This window comes from Larkinella bovis, from assembly GCF_042655385.1.
GTDB lineage: Bacteria > Bacteroidota > Bacteroidia > Cytophagales > Spirosomataceae > Larkinella > Larkinella bovis.
Genome location: NZ_JBHSMA010000005.1, coordinates 384,396 through 408,225, shown reverse-complemented (window position 1 = coordinate 408,225; position 23,830 = coordinate 384,396). Strand labels below are relative to the sequence as shown.

Here is a 23,830-nt window from a genome sequence, read left to right as displayed (position 1 = left end):
TCTATTTTTCTTCGTAATCAGGACGCCAGCGCCGATTTTGCCACCTCGTTGCCATTCATGAACTGCTCCAGGCAGTAGTCCGCAAATTTTGGCGTACCACTTGCCTTCGGTTGGGCACCCAGATACAACGCGGCAAGCGTTTCTAACTGATCCTGAGCAGTTTTCGATCCGTTTACTGGAGTGGCAGCCTTCGGCTCCAGCGTTCCATTCTTAACAGGTGTTGCCATGTGAATTGTTTTTCGCTGTGTTCAGTCTTATGTTGAGTAAATCAGATGTCGGTACACAGAATTTGCACGCAGGCCCACACGATCCGGTAACGTTAACCCGCCGGTCTTGCCCTCTTCCATCTGTATCGACAGAAAAAAACCGGAAAGGGTTGTCAGGTAAAGCGAAAAAAGGCAAGAAGTGTTTAAAAATTTACGACCATCCGATGCACTATTTCCTGAACAAGTACCGAACCGGTTTTTGAAAAGGCGTAAAAAAACCGCCGGTTTTGAGCCGGCGGTCTTCTTTCTCAATCCGTTGCATGGTGCGGTTATTTACCAACAACCGGGGTCAGCGTTACCGGTCCCAGCAAACCGGAATCCCGCGGTTTCCATTTTTCGGCGGTAAAATTCCCGTCGGCACCCCGGTTTTCGCGTAGCCGGGCCGACATGTTGATGTTATAAAACTTCTTCCAGTTGATGCGTTCTCGGTCCATATCGGCAATGCGATTAGCCATGCTGTTCGAAACAAAAACCGTCAGTGTGTTGGTGGCTTTCACCTGGTCTTTCGGGATAAAAAGCTCGTACGTTGGCCCAATCAGTGTTCCGATTTCCTTGCCATTTAACTGGACCCGGGCACTTTCGGCTACTACTCCCAGGCTCAGCAGCCAGCCATCGCCGGTACTTTCGGGTTTGGGAAAAGCGATCGTATAGGAAGCGGTTCCGGAGAATTTCTTCACCTCCTGCCCGTCCAGATCCGTCCACGAACCAAGTCGATCGGTTTCTTTCTTGGTCGGCAGTTGGGGGCCCCCATCCACAAAATTGATGGTCCAGGTTCCTTTGATTTCCTGGGCTTTGGCAGCCGGTTTCCAGTAGGCATACGCCGGACCGCTAACGGCTGCCGCAAACGTTTCCAGCACGCAGGACTCACCCGGTGCCAGTTGCAGGTAGACCTCCCCCCCATCGGCGGTGGTCCGGAAATTGGCCATGCCCAGTTTTTCCGTCATCGGACTGTATAAAGCCACCGCCTTGCCCGTAGTTTGCAGCGGAACCCAGCCATCGACGGCCTTTTCACCCCAGTTGGCGATAAAATAATACTGCCCTTTGGCGTGACTGCGACGCACAAACTGAAGACCCGAATCGACCAGCTTTTCGCGTTTCACGCCCGCAGTCATCAGCAAATCGTCAACATCTTTTCCCACCAGAAAAGCCCCTTTCCCAACCACCGCTTTCCTGACGCCTTTTCCGGCGTTCGTAAACTTGAGTGCTTCGATCAAATTCCGGAAGGCCGCCTGCCGGTTTTCCAGGTTACCCAAACCGGGCACGCCTTTGGGCAACTCACTGGCAAAGGCAACCGTTGCGCCGTTCTGAGCCAGTCGCACTAACTGATTCAACGTCCCCACGGGCATGTATTCGGCGTCGGGTACCAAGACGGTCTGGTAGGCCACCCCGCCGGTTTTTAGCTTCCCGGCTGTGGACGTCACATTCAGCAGTTGTTTGTCCGATATAAAGTCAAATCCGTAGCCTTTTTCCCAGAGCGTCCCGGCATGTTTCTCGACCGGCAAGCCTTTGAAACCGTGTTCGATCCCGTCGAAATGTTGCAGCAAAACCTTGCCGGGGCGCGTGTAGGCATCGTAAATCGGCAAATAAACCAGCACGTCGTTATCCGGTTTTCCGGCCTGCAGAAACGACTGACAACGCGCTACATACTGATTCAGTTTCCCAAAATCCGTCCAGAACGGATTGTTCGGATTGAAGTGCACTGCGGCATAAAACAACCAGCCCGGCCAGGCGGCCTCTTTCGGCGAGTAGTTCGTTCCGTGGTAAAAGGTGTGGTTCACGCCACCGAGCAGAAACCGGTCCATGTCCTTTTTGATGTCGCTCAGTTTCGACAGGAAATGTTCGTTATCCCAGGTTGCCGACTCCGACGACGCCAGTTTTTTGCCGGTCACGTGAGCCGCCGACGAAGCAAACTTGATCCGCAGCATCTCGGTGCCTTCGATCTCGGGAATGTCGGTGATGGCGTACAAATCCAGGATGTTGGCCGGCGAACCGTGGGCCTGGTTGCGGATGATTTTCCCTTTGCCTTTCGCCCACTCGCTCCAGGTTTTGGTGTAATTTTCGAGCAGTAGTTCCGAGATCGTCTGCCGGTAATCGCTCAGCACGCGCTTGTTCTTTTCGTCCGAATCTTTCCCAAACAAAGCCGCCAGGTGGTTGCGCAGGTCGTACCCGTGGCGTTTTTTAAATTCCCCGAACAGCGCCGGAGTCCAGTTGCTTTCGCCCTGCGCGTCGTCCACCTCGTACGAATCGTTGAAAAACGCCCGCAGCGATTTCAAATCGTGTCCCTTAAACGCCTGATCGAATTTTTGCAGGTAATGCTGAGTGGCGGTTTTCGAAAAATGGTCGATCACGTCGCCCTCGCCCCCCGGCCCCGCCCGCTCGACCATCTTGCCGTGCCAGCCCTGAAAAACCGCATACAACGTCCATTTCCCGTCCGGTGCCGTCCAGTTCAGATTGCCTTTGGCGTCCACGTTGGCCGTTAAATCCAGGGGTTGCCCCTTGTCGGAGTACGCCATTAGCGCCTGCAACGGCAGCGGTTTTTCAAACCGGACCTGATCAAAGGCGTGGCGCTGCAGGTTCGGATTTTTCGTAATCGGCTCCACCAGTTGCTTGAGGTCGATCTTCTCGCCCACCGTCCGGACAATCGGCTGCTGCGTGTACGTAACCGCTTCACTCAGTTTTTCGCCACTTTTCAGGCTATAGGTTTTATACGCGACGTACTTGCAGGCATCCGCCGGCGTTACCCACGGCCCGCCGAACGGCCAGCCCGACGCCTGCGCCAGATCGACGCCCATGCCGAGCCGACTGGCTTCTTTCAGCGTGTGGTCCAGCATCGTCATCCACTTCGGCGACAGGAAGTCAATAAACTGTTTTTCTGTGCCTTTGACCCCGTAAATCGGCGTGATTTCAACGCCCCCCAACCCGGCTTTCTGGTATTGGGTCAGCAGGCTCGTCAGGTCTTTCGGATTCACGGCGCTGCCCATCCACCACCAGCGCGTCCAGGGTTTAGCCTGCTGCGTAACGGCCGGCCAGCGGGGTTGAGCGAGCAGCGAATGGCTGATCAGGAAAAGAAGGAGGAGTATTTTTTGCTTCATGAGTTTTTAGGAAAAGTCATTACACAGAGTTAATCAGAGGACATCAGAGGTAATCGGAGCCCTCTGATAAACCCTGATTAACTCTGTGTAATAATCTATTACCAAGTCAGTGTATACAACGCCACCGCCTGCCGGGGCAAAACCGTGTTCAGCTTCACTTCGCCGTTGGCCGCCACATCCGTTCGAACCGGGTACCCATATTGCGCCAGTTGACCGGCTTTTTCCAGCTGCTTGATCTGTTCAGCCGTCGGATGTTGCGGGGAGCCCATTTTCAGCCAGACTGCGTAGGAATTGCTGTGTTCGTCGTCAATGCGGTATTGCGTCACCAGCACCTGCTTGGCGGGTAATCCCTTAATACTCAGATCGACCGGCGAAACCGGAGCCGACACGTTGTCGTCGTGGTAATTCCAGACCATCACCGTGGCAGTATTGGAGGCCGTATCGCGAACCGCCAGCGCGTTCACATCCGGAGCCGCCCGGCGCACGCTCGAATCACGAACCGCCGTTGTCTGGTACGGCATGTTGCCCGTCACCTCGACCCGGTTTCCACGCATCATGCCGTACATCCGGAACACGTTCAGCACCGGTTTATCGACGCCGTTGGTCGCCAGATCGCGGAAACCGTAAAACCAGGGTTGGTTTTCAAACTCGAACGACCAGGAAACCGCCCCTTTGAGATTCACCTGATGCAGGTCTGCCAGTTCGTATTTGCGGGCAAACGCGGCCGCTGTGTAACTCGAGTACAGTGTGCCGTTGCGGTAGGCGTTTTCGGGATTGGTTTTCATGCCGCAGGCCGCACACCCTTCCGGGTCGGACTCGCCGATGATGATCGGTAGTTTGCTGAATTCCGGGTACGACGCCACAAGCTGAAAACCGCTCGAAATGTCGCGGAGCTGCGTGCCGAGGTTCATCCGAACGTGGCCATCGACCAGCCGGGGAGCGCCCTTCGCGTGAAAAGCCACAAAATCGAGCGGGGACCCGATTTTGCCGGTGACATAATTTTTGCCCTTCTGGCAATGATCCAGAAACGCTTTCAGGAAGGCCGCCCCCCGTTTGCCCTGCGGCCCGGTGACGTGCGGACCGCCCACTTTGGCCGTCGGCAAGGCCCGCCGGACCGCGTCCACCGAGTAGTCGTAGAGCTTGTTGTATTCCTCCACGGTACCGCCCCAGTACGGACTATCCGGTTCGTTCCAGAGTTCCCAGTACCAGCTTTCGACTTCCTTCTGGCCGTAGCGGCTGACCGAATGCTTCACCCATTGGTAAACCAGTTCGGCCCACTTCTTGTAATCTTTCGGCGGATAGCGCCAGCCGGTATAAATCTTGTCGTACGGCTGGCCGGGCTGCCAGTCGTGCCGGTACGGCTGCGGTTTGGAGGACAAGGCTTCGGGCATGAACCCAATCTGCGCCAGCGGTTTCATTTTCCGTTCGATGTAGGTATCGAAAATCTGGTCGATGATCGTCCAGTCGTACACCGGTTTTCCCTTCGCATCTTCCGTGTAGGCATTGGTCGAGCCCCATTTCAGAGCCGGTTTTCCGTCACCGGTCACCAGCAGGCTATGCGCCCGGACATACACCGGAACCGGACTCAGTGCCGACAGTTCCGACAGCAGTTTTTTGCCGTCTTTCATGTACGTATAATTCGGTTCGTCGTAGCCAAACCACGCCCAGATCGGCTCCATACGGCCTTTGGGCTGGTTCAGATCGACCCGGATGGAAACCGGCGGCAACGGGGGCGGAATGGCCTGGAGCGCTTCCTGGTAATCGATGTACTGCGCCAGGTCGCGCATGGCAATGACGGTATAGTGATTGTCGTGCAGGTATTTCAGGTAGGCTTCGAAAATAGCCGGTGGAGTCGTCACCCAGTCGTGGGCGTAATCGGGAACGCCGTGGATGGTCAACACCACGATTTTGCCGTCTTTGGCCTGCTGAAAGGCGTTGAAGATCCGCTCCTTGTCGTGATTGTTGGGTTCGGTGGTGCTATAACTCGGAATCAGGTACGGGTAATCGGTCTTCGGATCGTAGGGCCGCGCCCCACCCACCCGGGCAAACTGGTAGTTTTTTTCCTTCAATACCTCGTAGGCCAGGGGACTAGTGCCGTAACCGGGATACGCAAACGTGGTCAGCGGGGTTTGAATCCCGTGGGTTTTGCAGCGCGCTTCGAGCGAATCGAGCTGGGCGGCAAATTGCGGTTTGGTCAACCGGGCGACGTTGCTGTGCGTCAGCGTGTGGTTGGCGACTTCGAAGCCCATCCGGTCCAGTTCCCGGATTTGCTCCCAGCTCATGTATTTCTTCTTGTCCGCAAAATCGGGCGGAAACTCGCAGACGTAAAACGTGCCGCCAAAACCGTACTTCTTCAGCAAGGGCGCAACCACCGTCGCGTGGGTCACCGGAGCATCGTCGAACGTCAGCACAACGAGCTTATCGGGAATCGGTTTCCGGATAAGCTGCGCGTGGACAACGCCGGGAGCGATCAGCAGAAATCCACTGATGATGAATCGTTTGATTACCCCCAACCCCTTAACGAGGGCGTCTAAATCCGGGAATTTTAAGCCCTCATTAGGGGGTTGGTGAATCCGGTTCATAGAACGGTTTGTCAGCGTTCAAACGGTCAGGCTACTTTTGCCGGTGCCTTATGACCGGAAAGCTCAATCAATTTGTACTTGGGAACCAGCAAGTGCATTACCAGCCACGCCAGCAGATACCCAAAACCGCAGATCAGGAACATGATGTAATACCCGGTTTCGATATGGCCCAGCGCCTTGTAATGGTCGAACAGTTTTCCCGCCAGCGACGAAATGGCCATACCGCCCAAACCGCCCGCCATCCCCCCGATGCCCGTGACGGAACCCACGGCCTTTTTGGGGAACATATCCGAAACCGTCGTGAAGATGTTGGCGCTCCAGGCCTGGTGGGCCGACGTCGCCAGCCCAATGCTCAACACCGCCAGCCACAGTCCCATGCTGCCAAGGTACTGAGCAAAAATTACGGGAACGGCGCAAATGGCGTAAATGAGCATGGCCGTTTTCCGGGCCCGAAAAACCGGCATCCCTTTTTTGATGAAATTCAGCGGCAACCAGCCCCCGAAGATACTGCCCGCACTCGCAATCGTGTAGACGATGGCCACCGGAAAAGCCGCATCCATGCCCGTCAGGCCGTATTCGGCTTTCAGGAAAGCTGGCAACCAGAACAGGTAGAACCACCAGATGGGATCGGTCAGCATTTTGCCCAGCACGAAGGCCCAGGTCTGGCGGAAGGTCAGCAGTTTAAACCAAGAAACTTTTTCGGTGGACGTCTGGTCTTCAGTTTGCTCATCCTGGTCGCTGTTGATGTAGGCGAGTTCTTCCGGGCTCACTTTTTTGTGGTTGGCGGGCGTATCATACATCGTCAGCCACAGAACCAGCCAGATAAACCCGGTGGCACCCGTCAGGATGAACGCCCACTGCCAGCCCCAGAATTCGGCGATGAATGGAACCGTCAGCGGTGCCAGAATCGCACCGACATTGGTGCCGGAGTTAAAAATACCGGTCGCCAGCGCCCGTTCTTTTTTCGGGAACCATTCGGCGATGGTTTTGATGGCAGACGGAAAATTACCAGCTTCGCTCAGCCCAAGAGCCGCCCGGGCAATGCCAAAGCCTAAGGTGGTTTTGGCGAAAGCCGTCAGCACCCCCACAATACTCCAGGCCGTCAGCGAAATGGTGTAGCCAATCTTCGTTCCGAGTTTATCGACCAACTGCCCGACGCCCAGCATACCCAGCGCATAAGCCAGTTGAAAAACCACCACCAGATTGGCGTAATCGGTTTCGGTCCAGTTAAAATCTTTTTCCAGATCGCCTTTCAGCAAACTGATGACCACCCGGTCGAGGTAATTGATCGTCGTAGCAAAAAACACCAGAGCACAAATCGTCCAGCGGTATCTTCCAATGGCTTTATTCATAAGTTACGAAAAGTAGAATTCAGCTATACAAAGCAGGCAGTATCGGTTATCTACCTTTCTTGAGAAGTTATTACACAGAGTTGATCAGGGTTCATCAGAGGTTATCTGGGATTTCTCTGATAATCTCTGATGAACCCTGATCAGCTCTGAGAGACAACTCCAAACCTTCAAACGGTCTTCCGATAGCGCCACGACGCCAGCAACAACAGGCCGACTGCCATAACCGCCAGCGCGGTAAACTGCCGGCTCACATCCGCAAACGTGCTGCCTTTCAGCATGACGTTCCGGCCCACTTCGATGATGTATTTCAGCGGGTTAATGATATTGAGCCACTGTGCCCACGGCGGCATGTTTTCGGTGGAGGCAAACAAACCGCTCAGGAGAATGAATAAAACGAGCAGGAAAAATGAGACGAACAACGCCTGTTGCTGGTTTTCGGCCAGGGTCGAAATCAGCAGCCCCAACCCAACGCACAACACCAGAAACAGAACCGCAAATACGTACATCAGCGCCACGCTGCCTTCGATCCGGATCTGGAATAAAAACCGCCCCAGCACCAGGCCGATGGTGAACAGCACCAGGCCAATCAGCACAAACGGAATCGACTTGCCCAGAATGAACTCGTGTTTGCGGATGGGGGTCACGTTCAACTGTTCCATGGTTCCGATTTCTTTTTCACGCACGATGTTCAGCGCCGACACCAGACCGCCCACCAGCAGCAGCAGTTCAAACAGCACCCCCGGCACCATGAACGTTTTGTATTCCAGTTTCGGATTGTACCAGTATTGATTTTCAACGGTCATTTGTGGCACTACCCCCGGCGCCACAACCTTCGTTTCGGCCAGCACGTCGCTGTTGAAATCCCGGATGATGGCCGTTGCGTAGCCGTTGGCAATCCCGGCTTTGGAACCGTCGATGGCGTTGAGCAGCAACTGCACGGCCGCGCTTCCCTCCTTCTCCAGATCCCGTTCAAAATGGGGCGGAATCACCAGTACCAGGTCCGCATCGCCCGCCAGCAGCGTTTGCCGGGCCTGTTTGTCGTTCGGCAGATAACCGGTCAGGTGGAAATTGGTCAGGGGCCGGAATTTGCTCACCAGCCGCTGCGAATACGTCGTGTGATCGCCATCGACGACGGCGATGTTCAGGTTTTTGACCTCGTAATTGGCCGCGTACGACAGCAGAATCAACTGCAGGATCGGGGCCGCGAGCATGATCCGCAGCAAAACCGGATTTCGGCGCAGCTGCCGGATTTCTTTTTCGACCATATACCGAATCCGGTTCATGACAGTCGGGGTTTTAAATTCCGAATACTTAATCCCATGAAAAACAACGACATGCCGACCAGCACCAGCGTCGGCTGCCAGAGGTACCGCAACCCCGCCCCCTTGATCATAATTCCTTTGACGATGGTAATAAAGTATTTCGCCGGAATGATGCTGGAAACGAGCTGAAGCGGTTTGGGCATGCTCTCGATCGGGAAGATGAAACCGGACAGAAAAATCGTCGGCAGCAGCATCGCCATCAGCGACGCAAACATGGCCACCAGCTGGGTTTCAACGAGCGACGAAATAAAAATCCCGATCGACAGGGCCAGAAAAATAAACAGCAGCGTTTCGGCCAGCAGCAACACCAGGCTTCCGTTCAGCGGCACTTTCAGCGCGAAAACGCCGAGGGCGATGATGATACAGCCGTTGATAAACGATAACAGCAGGTACGGTACCACTTTGCCGAGCAGAATCTGGCCCTGCGTCAACGGCGAAACCATCAGCACTTCCAGCGTCCCGGTTTCGCGTTCGCGGGCAATGGTTACGGACGTCATCAGGGCCGACACCAGCAGCAATACCATCGCCATCACGCCCGGCACGAACACGAAGGCTCCTTTCAGTTCGGGATTGAACACCATGCGGCTGCGGACATCGATGGTCATCGGCGGCTGGACGTTAGGGCTGAGGCCGGTTGTGTAATCGCGAATGATGGCCGAGGCATAGTTGGTCAGGCTGATGGCCGTATTCTGTTCGGTGGCGTCGGCCAGCAACTGGATTTGTGCGCTGCGACCATGTTCAAAATCCGACGTAAAACCGGTCGGAAACACCACCGCCAGTTTGATGTCACCCCGCCGGAACGCCCGTTCAAGGTCGGCGTTCGAGCGCAGATTTTCCCGCAGCTGAAAATAACCGGATGACAGCAACTTGCTGGTAATCTGCTGCGAATGCGGGCTTTTATCATTGTCGAGAATGGCAATCCGCGCATTTTTGATCTCATTCGTCAGCGCAAACCCGAACAGCAGCACCTGCACCAGCGGCAGGCCAAACAGGATCAGCAGCGTCCGTCGATCGCGCAGGATGTGGAAAAATTCCTTTTTAACAAAAGCCATGAAGCGGTTCATCGTGTTCTTGCGTTTACAGGGTTCGGTATTCTGTTTATGGTATCTGGTTTACGGTAGGCTTACCACTTCTCCTGTTCCTGCGTCAGCCCACCGTAAACCAGATACCGCAATCTCATTTCGTCGATGTGCCCCGGGCCAGAATCTGAAAAACCGCATCCATCGAATCGACGTTATAGGCGGTTTTCAGACCCGACGGCGTATCCAGCGCCTTCATTTTTCCGTCGACCATGATCGACACGCGATGGCAGTATTCGGCTTCGTCCATGTAGTGCGTGGTAACAAAAACCGTGGTTCCGCCGTGGGCGGCTTCGTAAATCATATCCCAGAACTGCCGACGCGTAATCGGGTCTACCCCGCCCGTTGGTTCGTCCAGAAACACAATTTTCGGTTCGTGCAGCAGCGCTACCGAAAACGCCAGCTTCTGCTTCCAGCCCAGCGGTAAAGAGGCTACCAGCGAATTGGCGACGGATTCAATGCCCAGCTTTGCCAGAATCTGGTCGGTCCGGGCCGGAATCTCGGCCCGGCGCAGGCCATAAATCCCGCCGTAAAACCGGATGTTCTCGCGCACCGTCAAGTCTTCGTATAGCGAAAACCGCTGGCTCATATAGCCGATGTTCTGCTTGATTTTTTCGGACTGCCGGTAAACATCGAAACCGGCGACGTGGGCCTGCCCCGAGGTTGGTTTCAGCAGCCCGCACAACATCCGCATGGCCGTGGTTTTTCCGGCGCCGTTGGCCCCCAGAAAGCCAAAGATTTCGCCCTGCGCCACGTCAAACGTAATGGCGTTGGTCGCAATAAAATCGCCAAACTTCTTCGTCAACTGATTCGTACTGACTGCCTTTTCCATGGTCGTCAAGCCGCTGGCTCGGGTTGGGCCATCAAGGCCATGAAGGTATCTTCGATACCGGGTTGGATGGGGTGAATTTCAATAGTCCGGTGATTCTTTTCCCGCAAAAACCGCCCGATCTGCGTTTCCGTCACCTCCGCCGTCCGAACGGTCAGGTGCAGAAACTCGCCGAAGGCATAGCAGGATTCCGTAAAAGGAGCCAGCCGTAAATCCTGAATCAGTTGGTAGGTGTCCGCAGCCCGAACCGCGTAGAGCCGCTTTTTAAAGCGGCTTGTAATCGCCACCGGCTGATCAACCGCCAGGATTTTACCGGCCTGCAAAAACGCCACGCGGTCGCAACGGCTGGCTTCATCCATATACGGCGTGGACACCAGGGTCGTCAGTCCGCGCCCGTTCAGCTGGCGGAGCATATCCCAGAATTCTTTCCGCGAAACCGCATCGACGCCGGTGGTCGGTTCGTCCAGAAACAGCACTTCGGGCTTGTGAATCAGGGCGCAACACAGGGCCAGTTTCTGTTTCATCCCACCCGACAACTGCCCCGCCCGGCGGTTTTTGAACGGTTCCAGCTGCGCATAAATCTCCCGAATCAGGTGGTAATTCTCCCGGATGGTGGTTCCGAAAACCGTGGCAAAAAAAGCCAGATTTTCCTGTACGCTCAGGTCGGGATACAGCGAAAACCGCCCCGGCATGTAGCCCACCAACTGCCGTAACGCCTTGTAATCCCGGACCACATCGCGTCCGGCCACCGTGGCCCGGCCCCGGTCGGGCCGCAACAGCGTGACCAGGATTTTGAACAACGTGGTTTTCCCGGCACCGTCCGGCCCGATCAGGCCGAACAATTCGCCCGGCCGGACCGAGAGCGACACCTCCGAAACCGCCGGAAGGTTGCCGTACGCTTTCGAGATATTTTCAATGATGATCGCGTCCATGATTTAAATGTTTACGGTTTTCAGTATAAGGTTTACCGTGTCTGCCGCACGAAGTCTAACCCGTCAGCAAGAATGCGACAGTCACCGGAAACTGTATACCGGAAACCTCATAACCGTACCTCCCCCGGCATGCCGATCTTCAGGCCACCGTCATTTTTAACCCTGATTTTCAGGGCATAAACCAGATTAACGCGTTCGTCTTTCGTCTGGATGACCTTGGGGGTAAACTCCGCTTTGCTCGACACCCACGTCACCGTTCCGGCGTATTCTTTGAACTGATCGTTGGGCGCGTCCACCAGCACCTTCACCCACTGCCCGGTTTTGACCCGCACGAGCTGATCCCCGCTGATGTAGGCCCGAAGCGTAATCTGGTCGAGGTCGGCCACTTTGTACAGCGGTTTTCCGTAACTAACCACTTCGCCGGGTTCGGCAAACTTCACGGTGACGGTTCCAGCCGCCGGGTTCACAATCGTCGCTTTCCGGATCTGGTCGTCGATCTGCCGGATCTGCTCCGCCAGGGGGGCTTCTTCCGACAGGGTGCCGCTCCGCTGCGTGGTCAGGGCCGATTGCTGGGCGGTCCGTTGCTGCCGAATGAGGGCCATCTGCCGTTCGATGACGTCGATCTGGGCGTTGATGTCATCCAGTTGTTTCGTCGGGGCGGCCCCGGCGGCAATCAGGTTTTGCGTACGGGTTTTCTCGCGTTGCAGTGTCCTGAGCTGCTGTTCCTGGACGGCTAGCTGCTGCTCATAGGGCGAAAGCTGGGCCTGAATATTGGGCGAACGGCTGGAAACCGCCCGCTGGCTCGCCAGCAGCTGGGCTTTCCGAAGTTCCAGCTGGAGCGGATCAATCTGCCCGACCGTTTCGCCCGCTTTCAGCGTCTGGCCTTCCTCGACGGTTAGTTTTTGCAAGGCCCCGGTAGCTTCCGCCGACACGATGGTTTCGACGGCTTCAAAATTGCCGTAGGCATCCGACTGCGGTTCGGTTTCGCAGGCCATCAGGCTAACCAGTAACACTGGGATAATCAGTATGGATTTCATGGTTTGGAACGTATAAAGGGATTAATTGCCGGTGAGCGTACGGTATTGGATCTTCGCCAGCAGCAGTTGTAACTCGTGGGTTTTCTCGTTCAATAGCGCCTGGGCCTCGGCATTGAGTTCGGTGGTATAATCGCGGGCCGCCATCGCCCCGTTATCCAACTGAACACTGGCAGTTTGCCGGATTTTCGTGCGCAAGGCGCTGATTTCCCGGTCTTTTTCCAGCAAGGCCGTGATGCGGTCGATCTCGGTTTGCTGTTGCCGGAGTTGCAACGCCAGATTCCGGTCGAATACGGTCTGCTGAACGCCAATCTGTTCCCGGTTCAGGGCCAAAACCGCCCGGTCGTTGCGGAGGGTATAAGCCGCCGACAGGTTCCAGCTCAGGCGAATCCCACCGATAAAAAAGCCCCGAAAATCGTTGTTCAGGAAGTTAAGCGCCGGTCGGCCCGCTCCACCCTGGGCAAAAACGCTCAGCCGGGGCTGGAGCCGGTTGCCGGTGAGCCGGAGTTGTTCGTCGAGCAGCGTTCGTTGGGTCGCAAACAGCTTCGACTCCGGCCGGTTGAGCGGCAGATTGCCCCTGGCGGCCTGCCCTTCTTCAACCACCAGGCGTGTGCTATCGGCCAGGGCAAGGCCCGTCAGAATCGAAAGCTGGTCGCGCAGGCCCCGGCGGGTAGCGGCCAACTGAGCCAGTTGCTGTTCGGCGTTCAGGGCCTCGGCTTTCAACACATCCACGCCCACAGGGGCCACGGTTCCGAAGCGCACCCCGGCTTCAGCTTTGACGATGCGGTTTTGCAGTTCTTCCAGCCGGACGCGGGTCAGGCGGGTGTTTTCGTCGGTCAGCAGAATGTTCAGAAAATAGGCGTTAACCTGATCTTTCAGTCGGTTTTGCTCGACGGCCACCTGTTGCAGCCCGACTGCCGTGCTGGCCCGCTGCACCTGCTTCTGAAGGGCCGTCTGCTGGCCGTCGTAGAGCGTATAGCTTACTTCCGCCGTTAGTTTGTACTGGTCTTTGCTCAGTTGCGGAATCGGCACGTTCGGCAGTTCGATGGGCAGTTTGGTCACCTCCGATTGCCAGGTGGCCTGGCCAGTAACACCCAGCTGCGGCAGTCGGCGGTTTCTGTCCAGACTGGCCACGGTCAGGTCGCCGGTTCGCTGCACAATTTCGCGTTGCCGGGCCAGCGGATCGTGGGCGAGAACGGCGTCATAACATTGTTCCAACGTTATGACGGATTGCGCCCGGGCCGATACGACCAGTGACAACCCAAGGAACAGTGCGGATAACGGTTTCATAAAAGCGGCTTTAAAATCTCCTTCTAAATTTTATTTTTAAAAAGTCTTTTAACAACGGATCAAAAAAAATCAGGTTGGTTTCAAATAGACCATAACGGTTTCAAAAACAATCACTTTTCGCTCTTCCAGGAAAGCACGGTAGGCCGTTTCGTCCATACCGCCGATGTAGCTGACAATCGGTTTTGCCATGAATGGGAAGATCAGACTGCCCAGCATCGTGACAATAAGCTGCAACGGTTTTACCCGTCGTATGGCCCCCTTTTCGCCTTCGATCTGCAGTTGTTTGGTAAAATAGGCGGTTTCAATCATGCTTTTCAGATTCAGTTTCTCAAATACCTCGCTACTATCTTTCTGTAGTTCAGACAGAACAAAAACCGGCACATGCGGGTTAGTATGCAGAAAATCAGTATAATTATCCACTACTTTCCAGACTTTAATTTCCAGCGGAACCTCTTCATTAAGGATCGCAACGATCCGACCCAGGAATGAGCCCATCGTTTCCAGGAAAATACTTTGAAACAATTGCTCCTTGCTCCGGAAGTAATAATTGACCATCGCCATGGTCGTTCCGGCTTCTTCAGCGATGTGCCGGAGTTTCGCGCCGTCGAAACCGCGTTCCAGGAATACTTTCTTGGCGGCTTCCTTGATTTTCTGCTCGGTCGTTGGTTCGGTGTGTTTCGGTTTCATTGCGGCAAAGGTACATGCAGACCTGATTTATTAAAAACTTTTTTAATAAATATTTTTAAACGAATTATTTTATGGCGTGAAGCGAAAATCAAAACCCCTCGGCGCTGTGCCTTTTATCTCCGCTCAACTCCGCGAGCTAACTTTCCCCAAACAGACGGCTACTGATTAGCAAGCGACAAAAGCGCCGGCAATTCGCCAAAATTCCTCTTCTGTTTGGGCATTTGGCCGGAATATCGTTATTTACTTTAGTTCTTCCCATCCATGTTATGCCAACTCTATCAGTACCCGATCACCCGCACCAGATCCCAATTGACCAATTAGTAACCGATCTGGCGGTTAACCCCAAAAAAGGCCTGAGCGCCGACGAAGCCCAAAACCGCTACGAAGAATTCGGTCCCAACGCCCTCCAGGAGGTCAAACGCGAAAGTGTTTTAACCATCCTGCTGCGGCAGTTTACGGGGGTTATTGTCTATATTCTGGCGGCAGCCGCCGGGATCTCGTTTTTTCTGGGCGAAACCGTCGAAGGGTTTGCCATCATTGCCGTTTTGCTCATCAACGCCCTGACCGGTTTCATCCTCGAATGGAACGCCCGGCAGTCGATGGATGCGCTGCGGAAAATGGACACAACGCCCGCGCGGGTGCTGCGCGACGGCCGGGTTCGCGAGATTTCGTCGGAGGAAGTAACGATCGGTGATGTGCTGGTGGTTGAAGCCGGCGACCTGGTGGCCGCCGACGCCAACCTTTTCGAAGTCAGCCAATTACAGACCGACGAATCCGCCCTGACCGGCGAATCGCTGCCCGTGGATAAGAACACGGACTTGCCGCCTGCCGAATCGCCACTGGGTGATCAGCACAACCGGCTTTTCAAAGGAACGCCGGTGACCGCCGGAACCGGGCGCGCAATCGTGACGGGTATCGGGCAGCAAACCGAGCTTGGCAAAATTGCCACGATGGTCGAGGAAGCCAAGCGGTCGGCCACTCCGCTGGAAGCGAAACTGGATGGACTGGCGAAGGTTCTGATCTGGGTGACGGTCGGCCTGGCCACCCTGTTTCTGGTGGTCGGGTTGATCCGGAAGGAAGAACCGCTGCGATTGATCGAAACCGCGCTGGCGCTGGCAATTGCGGCCATTCCGGAAGGCATGTCGGTGGTGGCAACCATCGCGCTGGCCTACGGTATGCTGCGACTGGCCGAAAAGAAGGTGATTGTCAAACGGTTGTCGGCGGTCGAAACGCTGGGCGGCACAAACGTGATTTTTACCGACAAAACCGGCACGCTGACCCAAAACCGCATCGAAGTCAATACGCTCCAGCTGCCCGATCAATACGCCGAAATCCAAGCGGATGCGGAGGCTAAAAAACTGGCGGTCGTAGACGGCGACCAGGCCATTATCGAATCGGACGTCTACCAGCAACTGATTCGGGTGGGCGTGCTTTGCAACAATGCCGACTACGACCTTGTCAACGGGCAACCCAAGGAAGTGGGCGATCCGGTGGAGGTATCACTGCTGAAATTCGCGCTGGCCGCCGGACACGATCCCGACCAGATTCATCAGGACTTTCCGCGCAAAGCCGAAAAAGCATTCAGCTCCGACACCCGGATTATGGGCACGCTCCACCAACACGAGGGCGGTTTTTTCGTGGCCGTAAAAGGAGCTGCCGAGGAAGTGCTGGACCGTTGCCAATCGCTGGACGAAACCTCCCGGAAAACGTATTACGACCTTTCCGAAAAAATGGCTACCGACGGTTTGCGAACACTGGCCTTTGCCTATCGGGAAACCGACACCAAACCCGGTGACGATTTTGCCGATAACGACCTGACGTACGTGGGCCTGATCGGTTTTCTGGATCCGCCCCGCACCGACGTGACGCCCGCCCTGAAAGCCTGCCGCGAAGCCGGTATCAAGGTGATCATGGTCACGGGCGACCATCCGGCCACAGCACTGACGATTGCGTCTAAAGTGCGGCTGATCGAACCCGGCGAAGAAATGGTGCTGACCGGCAAGGACCTCAAACCGTTCGGTGAACTCAAAGCCGCCGACAAAAAAGAGTTGCTGAAATGCCGGGTTTTTGCCCGGGTCAGTCCGGCGCAGAAACTGGATATGATCGATTTGTACCAACAACACGGTGACATTGTCGGCATGACCGGTGACGGCGTCAACGATGCCCCCGCCCTGAAGAAGTCGGACATTGGCATTGCGATGGGTCTCCGGGGCACGCAGGTGGCCGCCGAAACCGCCGATATGGTGCTGAAAGACGATTCGTTTGCGTCTATTGTCACTGCCATTGCTCAGGGGCGGGTGATTTTCGAAAACATCCGCAAGTTTGTGCTGTTCCTGCTATCGTGTAACCTGAGCGAGATTTTCGTCGTCACCTTCGCCGGTTTTCTGAATGTTGGCAATCCGCTGCTGCCCTTGCAGATTCTGTTCATCAACATCGTTACCGATGTATTTCCGGCGCTGGCGCTGGGGGTTGGCCGTGAAAACTCGAGTCTGATGCACCGCCCCCCCCGCGATCCGAAAACACCGATCATGGACGGCCGCGACTGGCGGATGGTGGTTTTCTACGCACTGGCCCTCACGGCCTCGGTACTCGGCGCCTATCTGCTTGGTACGCAGAAACTGGGGCTCACGGAAAAAGAAGGCAACAACCTGACTTTTTACGCTTTATCCTTTGCGCAAATCCTGCACGTATTTAACCTGCGCTCCGGTCGGTCTTTTTTTGTAAACGAAATTACGCGGAACCGGTACATCTGGTACGCCATCGGCCTGTGCCTGTTGATTCTGGCGTTAACGTATTACGTACCTTTTCTGGCGCAGGTGCTCAGTATTGGCACGATCCCCAGTACCGAACTCTGGCTCATTGTAGCCGCCGGTGTCGCCCCCATCATCCTGGTCCAGATCGTGAAAGCAATCCTGCGCTGGCGTCGTCAATAACCCCTTCCCGGTTCTATTCCGCAGGGGTATAGCTCAGCGTGCCCCTGCGGAAACTCCTGAAAAACCGTCCATAGGGCAACCGTTCGGTTACACCATCAAACCGGCGGATTTGCGAAACCAGTCGAGTTCGGCGTGGTAATCCTGAACCGCTTTCTGGCGCTCCCCGGCGGTCCAGCCGAGTTCGGCGGCCATCAGATCGGCGACAGTTTCGGTAATCTCGTCGGTTGATTCCCAGTCGGTCAGCTCGAGGCCAAACCGCCGGGCCAGCACATCCTTGAGCGTCTGCGCCATTTCGGCCCGCACCACAAAAACCACCTCGGCTTTGGTATGCGGCAGGTGTTCGGCAAGTCGTTCGTTCCAGTCCGGCTGTTCGCGCATCAGCTGCGCAATTTCCAGACTTTCCGTTCCGTACTGCCGGTTCAGGTGTTTAGCTACGGCTTCCGGAACGGCGTATTTATTGACCAGCACTTTCCAGAAATCATCCGCGTAGCCTTCGGCGCCGACGAGTTTGATGTGGTCGGTGACGCACGGTTTTTCAGCCTGGCCTTCCAGCTCGTAAAACTTATCGATGGTATCTTTCGACATCAGCCGGTAGGTGGTCCATTTGCCCCCCAGAATGCTGATTAAACCCGAAGTTGGATCCACTTCGACTTCGTGGTCGCGCACCAGTTGCTTCGTATCGGCGTTGGGATCGGCCTGCAACAAGGGGCGCAAACCGGCAAAACCGGCAATGACCTGGTCGGCATGGATCGGTTTGTTAAAATACCGGTTCACGTAACCGATCAGGTAATCGACTTCCGCCCGCTCCACCACCGGCTCGGTTTCGGTCAGTTCGGACTCGGTTTCGGTGGTACCAATCATCAGTTTGCCGTTGTACGGAATAATGAAAACCACGCGTCCGTCGTCGGTTTTGGGCACCAGAATGGCGGTTTCCGAGGGCATCAATTCGCCTGGAATGATGATGTGTACGCCTTTACTGACGCGCATTCGCCGGCCCATTTCCGGATTCGCCAGCAGGCGGATGCGGTCGGCAAACGGCCCCGTTGCGTTGATAAACCGTTTAGCCCGAACCCGTAACAGCCTCCCCGTCAGCGAGTCCCGAACGTGCAAAACCGCCAGACGGCCAGTGGCATCTTTCTCGAAGGTACGGGCTTCGGCATGGTTGAGCGCCACCGCGCCGTACTGCATGGCGGTTTTCACCAGCGACATGTTGTAGCGGGCGTCGTTTAACTGGCCGTCGTAATACAAAACCGCGCTGTGAATCTTATGCGTGAGCGCCGGATTGCGTTTCAAAGCCTCTTCCTTGTTCAGCCATTCGCTTTTGCCAATGCTCAGATCGCCCGAAAGGGTGTCGTACATTTTCAGCCCGGCGGTATAATAAATGCCTTCCATCCAGCTCATGCAGGGCGTCAGCAACGCCAGCGGGTGAGCCAGATGGGGCGCGTTGCGGATCAGGATCAGCCGCTCGCGCAGGGCTTTTTTCACCATATGATACTGGTTCAGATCCGCCTGTTTGACTGCCTGTTCCAGATACCGCACCCCGCCATGAATCAGTTTTGTCGACTTACTGGAGGTTTCGGAAGCAAAATCGTGTTTCTCGATCAGAATGGCTTTCAGTCCCCGACTTTGCGCGTCGAGCAGACAGCCTGCGCCGGTGGCTCCTCCGCCAATGATGCAAAGGTCAAATTCCTGATTTTCGGCTTGTTCGAGATGGTGGTTTCGTTGCATAAGGGGCCCAGTTATTTCCGAAGAGCCACAAAGGTACGCAGAGTCTCCGCTATAGTCGGCAACTCGCCCCCCAACTCCGCGAAATAAGTTATTTAATCCACCAGCCTGGTTATAAACTACACGAACCATTCGGCCTTTTCTGCCATTTTTCGCCCATTCCCATTACCTTTGGTTATTGATACCGATTCCTTATTGACCTATGGAAGACTTCCGACTGAGAGTATTTTACAGCGTTGCCCGTCACCACAGTTTCACGAAAGCGTCCGCCGAGTTGTTCATCACCCAGCCCGCCGTGACCAAACACATTAAGGCGCTGGAGGATATGCTCGGTCTGCGGTTGTTCGACCGGAAGGGCAATTCCATTGTGCTGACGCCCCCCGGCGAAGTGTTGTTCCGGTATGCCGGGCAGATTTTCGAGTTGTACCAGGAAGCGCTTTTTGAATTGAATACCTTCAAAAGTCAGTTAAAAGGCAGTTTACGGCTGGGGGCCAGCACCACCATTGCCCAATACCTGATTTCCCCCTTACTGGCGTCCTACTACGAACGGTATCCAACCATCCAGCTCAGCCTGCTGACCGGCAATACGGAAATGATCGAAAATGCGGTTTTTTCCAAAGAAATCGATCTGGGTATTGTCGAAGGGAAAAAACATCATGCCGGCCTGAAATACCACGACTTTCTGGAAGACGAACTCGTGGCCGTCGTCCACACCAGCAGCCGCTACAGCCGCCTGAAAGAAATCACCCTCGACGAATTATACACCATTCCGATGGTCCTGCGCGAACGCGGTTCGGGAACGCTGGAAGTCCTGGAAACCGCCCTCCAGGCCCGGGGCATCAAGCCCGGCAACCTAATGGTTATCATGAATTTGGGCAGCACCGAAAGCATCAAATCGTTTCTGGAACATGCCAATTGCCTGTCGATCCTTTCCTCGAGAGCCATCGAGAAGGAGGTTCGGAGCGGACAGCTCAAGGTTGTCGCCATCAAGGATTTTCGCCTTCCGCGAGCATTCAGCTTTGTCCATCTGCAAGGTTTGCCGGAAGGGTTGGCGGCCGGTTTTATGACCTACGCCCGGCGGTATTATACGCCCTGATATCCCTTCCTTTTCCCGCTACCAAAGCTGGGTTCTTTTATTTTACCAATAATTGCTTGCGCATACATTGTTACCATTTCTAACTTTTTGCATCTCAATGGTATCCATCTAAGAGATACCATTCATATGTTCTATGTATTGATTGCCACACGGACGCATCGGAATGCGCTAGCGGATGGTATTCCCAGGGTAGTCCCACCCGCTTATTTCATCTAAAAACCAATCATTACCCCATGTTTCTCCGTCCGGTCAATGCTTTACCCCAAAATTTTGTTTCCATTCAAACCTTACGGGCCGCAGCCGCCTTGTTGGTCACGCTCTTTCATTTATCCATGAAAATGGAGCAGGTGGGCATTCACTCGCCTATTCTACGCTGTTTTAATGCCGGTTTCGGCGGAGTCGATTTGTTCTTTATCATCAGCGGTTTTCTCATCACCCACACCAGCCTGTCTAAAATCAATACCCCGAATCAGTTTTTCGCTTACGTTAGAAAACGTCTGATGCGGATTTATTCCTTCTACTGGCTCTGCTTTCTACTGGCGACGGCAGGGCTGTTTACCTTACATGTTTTTACCCCTTCACTGGCGTGGCTACCCTTCCGGTTTGAGTCCGTTGCGATACTGAAAGCGATGCTGCTCCTTCCGACCCACGAAGGCATTCTGCCCGTAACCTGGACCCTCAGCCACGAAATCTATTTTTATAGTTTGTTTGGTCTGCTCATTTTATCCCGGTTTCTGCTCGTGATTCCCCTGCTGATTCTGACAGCAACTCTGTCTGTTAGTCTGGCTCCGTTGACTGAATTTTCCGGTTTTCCCCGACTCCCGTTTCAGGATTTTCTGTTCAGTCCTTTTAACCTCGAATTCGGTTTTGGCATCCTTTCCTACTTCATTGTACAACGTTTCATTATTCCAATGCCCCGGCTTCTGGCGGGCCTGGCCGTTGTACTTTTTTTCTGGATGGGCCAACGAATTCATTCTTCCGAAATCGGGTTCAGGGTCTGGGGTTTGGGACTACCCGCTACCGTCATCCTGCTGAGTCTGATCCAATTCGAAAAAACCGGCCGTTTTCGGTGCTCACCCTGGCTGCTAAAGCTCGGTGATGCTTCGTATGTATTGTATCTGATTCATGTACCGGTTATTATGGTTGTTACCCAGGCGTTAGTACGGTTAAATCTCCCGGCCTACGTCCTGCCCGCCAATCTGGGACTCCTTATCGGCCTGTTTTGGTTCAGCGGGCAAATTCACCGGCATGTCGAAAAACCGCTCCTGACCTGGTGCAATACCCTTTCTCTCAACCGGTTTGGGATCAAAGGCACTTTAATCGCCCGGTCCGGTGGTGCGTTTGGTTCAGAAAATCGGCCCGTCTACACAAAATGATCGTACGGTAACGTTAACCTGATGCGGGAGAGAATTGCATCAGAAAGCCTCTTGTGAGGCTTTTTTTATTCACGAAATATCCCGAAGATTGGCTTTTTTTAACCCCTGTTTTCTAATGCGTACCAACCTGTTTTATTATCTCGTACTGTTGATTCTTACCCTTGTCGATGCCTGGCTGCTGGCCCACCCGAACCTCATCGGGCAACTTGGTATTTTCTGGTACGACCACGATTACCTCGAAACCCTGCCCAAAGCCATGGCTACAGTAGCCGCAACGGTGCTCGTCGCGTTAGTGATCAGTCTGGTCATCCGGAAGGCGATGAGCGGGCCACTGGCCGTTATGCTGGCCGTTGGGCTGTTTGTCTTGTGTCTTTTCCTGGTTTTTCAAACGTATACCCGGTTTTCGGGGGGCGCGTATCAGTTTACCGGGTCCGGTTTTAAAACCGGTGCCATTTTGTTGCCCGTTATTCTCTCGATTGTCTTTGGCAAAACAGCCTATGATGTCATTACGGTAAAGCCTAAAAAAGGACGGTAAGCACCTGTTGGATTCAAGCAGGCGGACTCCGGATCGCTTCCTGAAAAATTGCGGAACGCCCCGCACCTGAAACCCGGCCTGAACGGAGGCAAACGAGCAGCCGCCTGCCGCCAATTCGAAGAGTCCTGAAGGATCGAAATTCATTAAAACATAACGCAACTAAAGCAAATCATTTGGGGTTAAACAAGTAGATTTTGCACAAATCCTGCGTTTTTACGGTAGCAACTGATTGTCATTGCCGGTTTTTGCCTAATTTCGCCCGTTATATTCCCGTCCTATTATTCACACCTGATGAATCGAAATACAAGTACGAATCTGCTCCGTTACTGCAGATTAACCCGATTAACCCAGTTCATAATTCATTGATTCACTCTACCCCATACGTATGTCAAACACTGCCGAACTATCTGTCGATGGCAAAACCTACCAATTTCCAACCGTTGTTGGTAGCGAACAGGAAAAAGCCATTGACATTTCCAACCTCCGCGATCAGACGGGCTACGTCACGTTAGATAAAGGATATAAAAATACCGGTGCAACCCAGAGTGCAATCACTTTTTTAGATGGTGAAGAAGGTATTTTACGGTACCGGGGCTATTCCATTGAAGACCTCGCCGATAAAGCCAGCTTCCTGGAAGTGGCTTACCTGCTGATTTACGGCGAACTACCTACCCAAGAACAATACAATGCCTTTGAAGGTCGAATCCGGCGGCATACCATGGTCAATGAAGACATGCGGAAGATCTTCGAGGGATTTCCCAATAACGCGCACCCGATGGGCGTGCTGTCGTCGCTGGTAAGCGCCCTGAGTGCCTTCTACCCGGATTCGTACGATGAAAAAGCACCCGATCAGACGGAACTGCATATCGTTCGGTTGCTGGCAAAACTGCCGACCATTGCGACCTGGTCGTATAAAAAATCGCAGGGCCATCCGGTGAATTATCCCAAAAACCAGCTTGACTACTGCTCGAACTTCCTGCAAATGATGTTTGCGCTGCCGGTGGAAGACTATCAGGTTGACCCCGTGGTTTCGAGTGCGTTGAACAAGCTCCTGATTCTGCACGCCGATCACGAACAGAACTGCTCGACCTCGACCGTCCGGCTGGTGGGTTCGTCGCGGGCCAATATTTACTCGTCGATTTCGGCCGGTATCAACGCCCTCTGGGGGCCGCTGCATGGTGGCGCCAACCAGGAGGTGATCGAGATGCTGGAAGAAATCAAAGCCAACGGGGGCGATGTGGCCAAGTATGTCGATATGGCCAAAAACGCCAAGAAAACCGGCTTCCGGCTGTTCGGCTTTGGCCACCGGGTCTATAAAAACTTCGACCCGCGCGCGAGAATCATTAAAAAAGCCGCCGACGACGTACTGACCAAACTCGGCGTGAACGACCCGGTTCTGGAAATTGCCAAAGGACTCGAAGAAGCCGCCCTGCACGACGAATATTTCGTATCGCGCAAGCTCTACCCCAATGTAGACTTCTATTCAGGTATCATCTACCGGGCGCTGGGGATTCCGACGAATATGTTCACCGTCATGTTTGCCATTGGTCGTCTGCCGGGCTGGATTGCTCAGTGGAAAGAAATGCGCGAACAGAAAGAACCGATTGGTCGCCCGCGTCAGATTTACACCGGTGCCACGCTGCGCGAATTTAAAGCCATCGGCGACCGCTAAACGACGGGCCGTTGGTTCAGCAAAAAGC

General features: G+C 54.5%; 17 protein-coding genes and 1 pseudogene. 5 read left to right on the top strand and 13 right to left on the bottom strand.

Annotated features, from left to right (window positions below; genetic code table 11):
• Positions 1-17: 17 nt before the first annotated feature.
• From ACFPMF_RS18115 to ACFPMF_RS18060, 12 genes and pseudogenes are all read right to left on the bottom strand, one after another.
• Positions 18-227 (bottom strand): hypothetical protein, encoded by a 210-nt coding sequence (locus ACFPMF_RS18115; protein WP_379847927.1) that lies wholly within the window; start codon positions 225-227, stop codon positions 18-20.
• Positions 228-535: 308 nt separating this feature from the next.
• Positions 536-3,358, bottom strand: a complete 2,823-nt coding sequence (locus ACFPMF_RS18110; RefSeq protein WP_379847925.1) for a glycosyl hydrolase — start codon at positions 3,356-3,358, stop codon at positions 536-538.
• 98 nt (positions 3,359-3,456) lie between these two features.
• Positions 3,457-5,145, bottom strand: coding sequence for a GH39 family glycosyl hydrolase (locus tag ACFPMF_RS18105; protein ID WP_379847971.1), 1,689 nt, complete (start codon positions 5,143-5,145; stop codon positions 3,457-3,459).
• A 270-nt stretch (positions 5,146-5,415) separates the two neighbouring features.
• A pseudogene (locus ACFPMF_RS18100) lies at positions 5,416-5,940 on the bottom strand (polysaccharide deacetylase family protein); the annotation flags it as partial.
• A 26-nt stretch (positions 5,941-5,966) separates the two neighbouring features.
• Complete coding sequence (locus tag ACFPMF_RS18095) at positions 5,967-7,292, bottom strand: MFS transporter (protein WP_379847922.1); 1,326 nt, start codon at positions 7,290-7,292, stop codon at positions 5,967-5,969.
• A gap of 167 nt (positions 7,293-7,459) precedes the next feature.
• Complete coding sequence (locus tag ACFPMF_RS18090; protein WP_379847919.1) at positions 7,460-8,575, bottom strand: ABC transporter permease; 1,116 nt, start codon at positions 8,573-8,575, stop codon at positions 7,460-7,462.
• On the bottom strand, positions 8,572-9,678 hold the full coding sequence (locus ACFPMF_RS18085) for an ABC transporter permease (protein WP_379847916.1): 1,107 nt from the start codon (positions 9,676-9,678) through the stop codon (positions 8,572-8,574). The genes ACFPMF_RS18090 and ACFPMF_RS18085 overlap by 4 nt, the downstream gene beginning before the upstream one ends.
• A gap of 112 nt (positions 9,679-9,790) precedes the next feature.
• Positions 9,791-10,525 carry an ABC transporter ATP-binding protein gene (locus ACFPMF_RS18080; protein ID WP_379847913.1) on the bottom strand — a complete coding sequence of 245 codons (735 nt, stop codon included), beginning with the start codon at positions 10,523-10,525 and terminating at the stop codon, positions 9,791-9,793.
• 5 nt (positions 10,526-10,530) lie between these two features.
• Positions 10,531-11,454: an ABC transporter ATP-binding protein gene (locus ACFPMF_RS18075; protein WP_379847910.1), complete on the bottom strand. Its 924-nt coding sequence runs from the start codon at positions 11,452-11,454 to the stop codon at positions 10,531-10,533.
• 107 nt (positions 11,455-11,561) lie between these two features.
• On the bottom strand, positions 11,562-12,491 hold the full coding sequence (locus ACFPMF_RS18070) for an HlyD family secretion protein (protein ID WP_379847906.1): 930 nt from the start codon (positions 12,489-12,491) through the stop codon (positions 11,562-11,564).
• A 21-nt stretch (positions 12,492-12,512) separates the two neighbouring features.
• The gene (locus ACFPMF_RS18065) at positions 12,513-13,778 is read right to left on the bottom strand and encodes a TolC family protein (RefSeq protein ID WP_379847904.1); all 1,266 of its coding nucleotides are present in this window, start codon (positions 13,776-13,778) and stop codon (positions 12,513-12,515) included.
• A 69-nt stretch (positions 13,779-13,847) separates the two neighbouring features.
• Positions 13,848-14,465, bottom strand: coding sequence for a TetR/AcrR family transcriptional regulator (locus ACFPMF_RS18060; protein WP_379847901.1), 618 nt, complete (start codon positions 14,463-14,465; stop codon positions 13,848-13,850).
• A 266-nt stretch (positions 14,466-14,731) separates the two neighbouring features.
• Here ACFPMF_RS18060 and ACFPMF_RS18055 point away from each other — a divergent pair, with 266 nt between their 5' ends.
• Complete coding sequence (locus ACFPMF_RS18055) at positions 14,732-17,398, top strand: cation-translocating P-type ATPase (RefSeq protein WP_379847898.1); 2,667 nt, start codon at positions 14,732-14,734, stop codon at positions 17,396-17,398.
• A gap of 87 nt (positions 17,399-17,485) precedes the next feature.
• On the opposite strand, the gene ACFPMF_RS18050 is transcribed toward ACFPMF_RS18055, so the two are convergent.
• Entirely contained in the window at positions 17,486-19,126 is a 1,641-nt protein-coding gene (locus ACFPMF_RS18050) for a glycerol-3-phosphate dehydrogenase/oxidase (protein WP_379847895.1), read from the bottom strand.
• Positions 19,127-19,325: 199 nt separating this feature from the next.
• On the opposite strand from ACFPMF_RS18050, the gene ACFPMF_RS18045 reads away from it, so the two are divergent.
• From ACFPMF_RS18045 to ACFPMF_RS18030, 4 genes are all read left to right on the top strand, one after another.
• Positions 19,326-20,219, top strand: a complete 894-nt coding sequence (locus ACFPMF_RS18045) for a LysR substrate-binding domain-containing protein (RefSeq protein ID WP_379847892.1) — start codon at positions 19,326-19,328, stop codon at positions 20,217-20,219.
• 233 nt (positions 20,220-20,452) lie between these two features.
• Positions 20,453-21,595, top strand: coding sequence for an acyltransferase family protein (locus ACFPMF_RS18040; protein ID WP_379847889.1), 1,143 nt, complete (start codon positions 20,453-20,455; stop codon positions 21,593-21,595).
• A gap of 115 nt (positions 21,596-21,710) precedes the next feature.
• Complete coding sequence (locus ACFPMF_RS18035; protein WP_379847887.1) at positions 21,711-22,130, top strand: hypothetical protein; 420 nt, start codon at positions 21,711-21,713, stop codon at positions 22,128-22,130.
• Between the two features lie 385 nt (positions 22,131-22,515).
• A complete protein-coding gene (locus tag ACFPMF_RS18030) occupies positions 22,516-23,802 on the top strand; it encodes a citrate synthase (RefSeq protein WP_379847884.1) in 1,287 nt (428 codons plus the stop codon).
• Positions 23,803-23,830: the final 28 nt, after the last annotated feature.

Excerpts from the sequence above, each read along its gene's own strand:
- ACFPMF_RS18115 (WP_379847927.1), bottom strand. The coding sequence starts at position 227 with ATGGCAACACCTGTTAAGAATGGAACGCTGGAGCCGAAGGCTGCCACT.
- ACFPMF_RS18110 (WP_379847925.1), bottom strand. The coding sequence starts at position 3,358 with ATGAAGCAAAAAATACTCCTCCTTCTTTTCCTGATCAGCCATTCGCTG.
- ACFPMF_RS18105 (WP_379847971.1), bottom strand. The coding sequence starts at position 5,145 with ATGCGCGACCTGGCGCAGTACATCGATTACCAGGAAGCGCTCCAGGCC.
- ACFPMF_RS18095 (WP_379847922.1), bottom strand. The coding sequence starts at position 7,292 with ATGAATAAAGCCATTGGAAGATACCGCTGGACGATTTGTGCTCTGGTG.
- ACFPMF_RS18090 (WP_379847919.1), bottom strand. The coding sequence starts at position 8,575 with ATGAACCGGATTCGGTATATGGTCGAAAAAGAAATCCGGCAGCTGCGC.
- ACFPMF_RS18085 (WP_379847916.1), bottom strand. The coding sequence starts at position 9,678 with ATGAACCGCTTCATGGCTTTTGTTAAAAAGGAATTTTTCCACATCCTG.
- ACFPMF_RS18080 (WP_379847913.1), bottom strand. The coding sequence starts at position 10,525 with ATGGAAAAGGCAGTCAGTACGAATCAGTTGACGAAGAAGTTTGGCGAT.
- ACFPMF_RS18075 (WP_379847910.1), bottom strand. The coding sequence starts at position 11,454 with ATGGACGCGATCATCATTGAAAATATCTCGAAAGCGTACGGCAACCTT.
- ACFPMF_RS18070 (WP_379847906.1), bottom strand. The coding sequence starts at position 12,491 with ATGAAATCCATACTGATTATCCCAGTGTTACTGGTTAGCCTGATGGCC.
- ACFPMF_RS18065 (WP_379847904.1), bottom strand. The coding sequence starts at position 13,778 with ATGAAACCGTTATCCGCACTGTTCCTTGGGTTGTCACTGGTCGTATCG.
- ACFPMF_RS18060 (WP_379847901.1), bottom strand. The coding sequence starts at position 14,465 with ATGAAACCGAAACACACCGAACCAACGACCGAGCAGAAAATCAAGGAA.
- ACFPMF_RS18055 (WP_379847898.1), top strand. The coding sequence starts at position 14,732 with ATGCCAACTCTATCAGTACCCGATCACCCGCACCAGATCCCAATTGAC.
- ACFPMF_RS18050 (WP_379847895.1), bottom strand. The coding sequence starts at position 19,126 with ATGCAACGAAACCACCATCTCGAACAAGCCGAAAATCAGGAATTTGAC.
- ACFPMF_RS18045 (WP_379847892.1), top strand. The coding sequence starts at position 19,326 with ATGGAAGACTTCCGACTGAGAGTATTTTACAGCGTTGCCCGTCACCAC.
- ACFPMF_RS18040 (WP_379847889.1), top strand. The coding sequence starts at position 20,453 with ATGTTTCTCCGTCCGGTCAATGCTTTACCCCAAAATTTTGTTTCCATT.
- ACFPMF_RS18035 (WP_379847887.1), top strand. The coding sequence starts at position 21,711 with ATGCGTACCAACCTGTTTTATTATCTCGTACTGTTGATTCTTACCCTT.
- ACFPMF_RS18030 (WP_379847884.1), top strand. The coding sequence starts at position 22,516 with ATGTCAAACACTGCCGAACTATCTGTCGATGGCAAAACCTACCAATTT.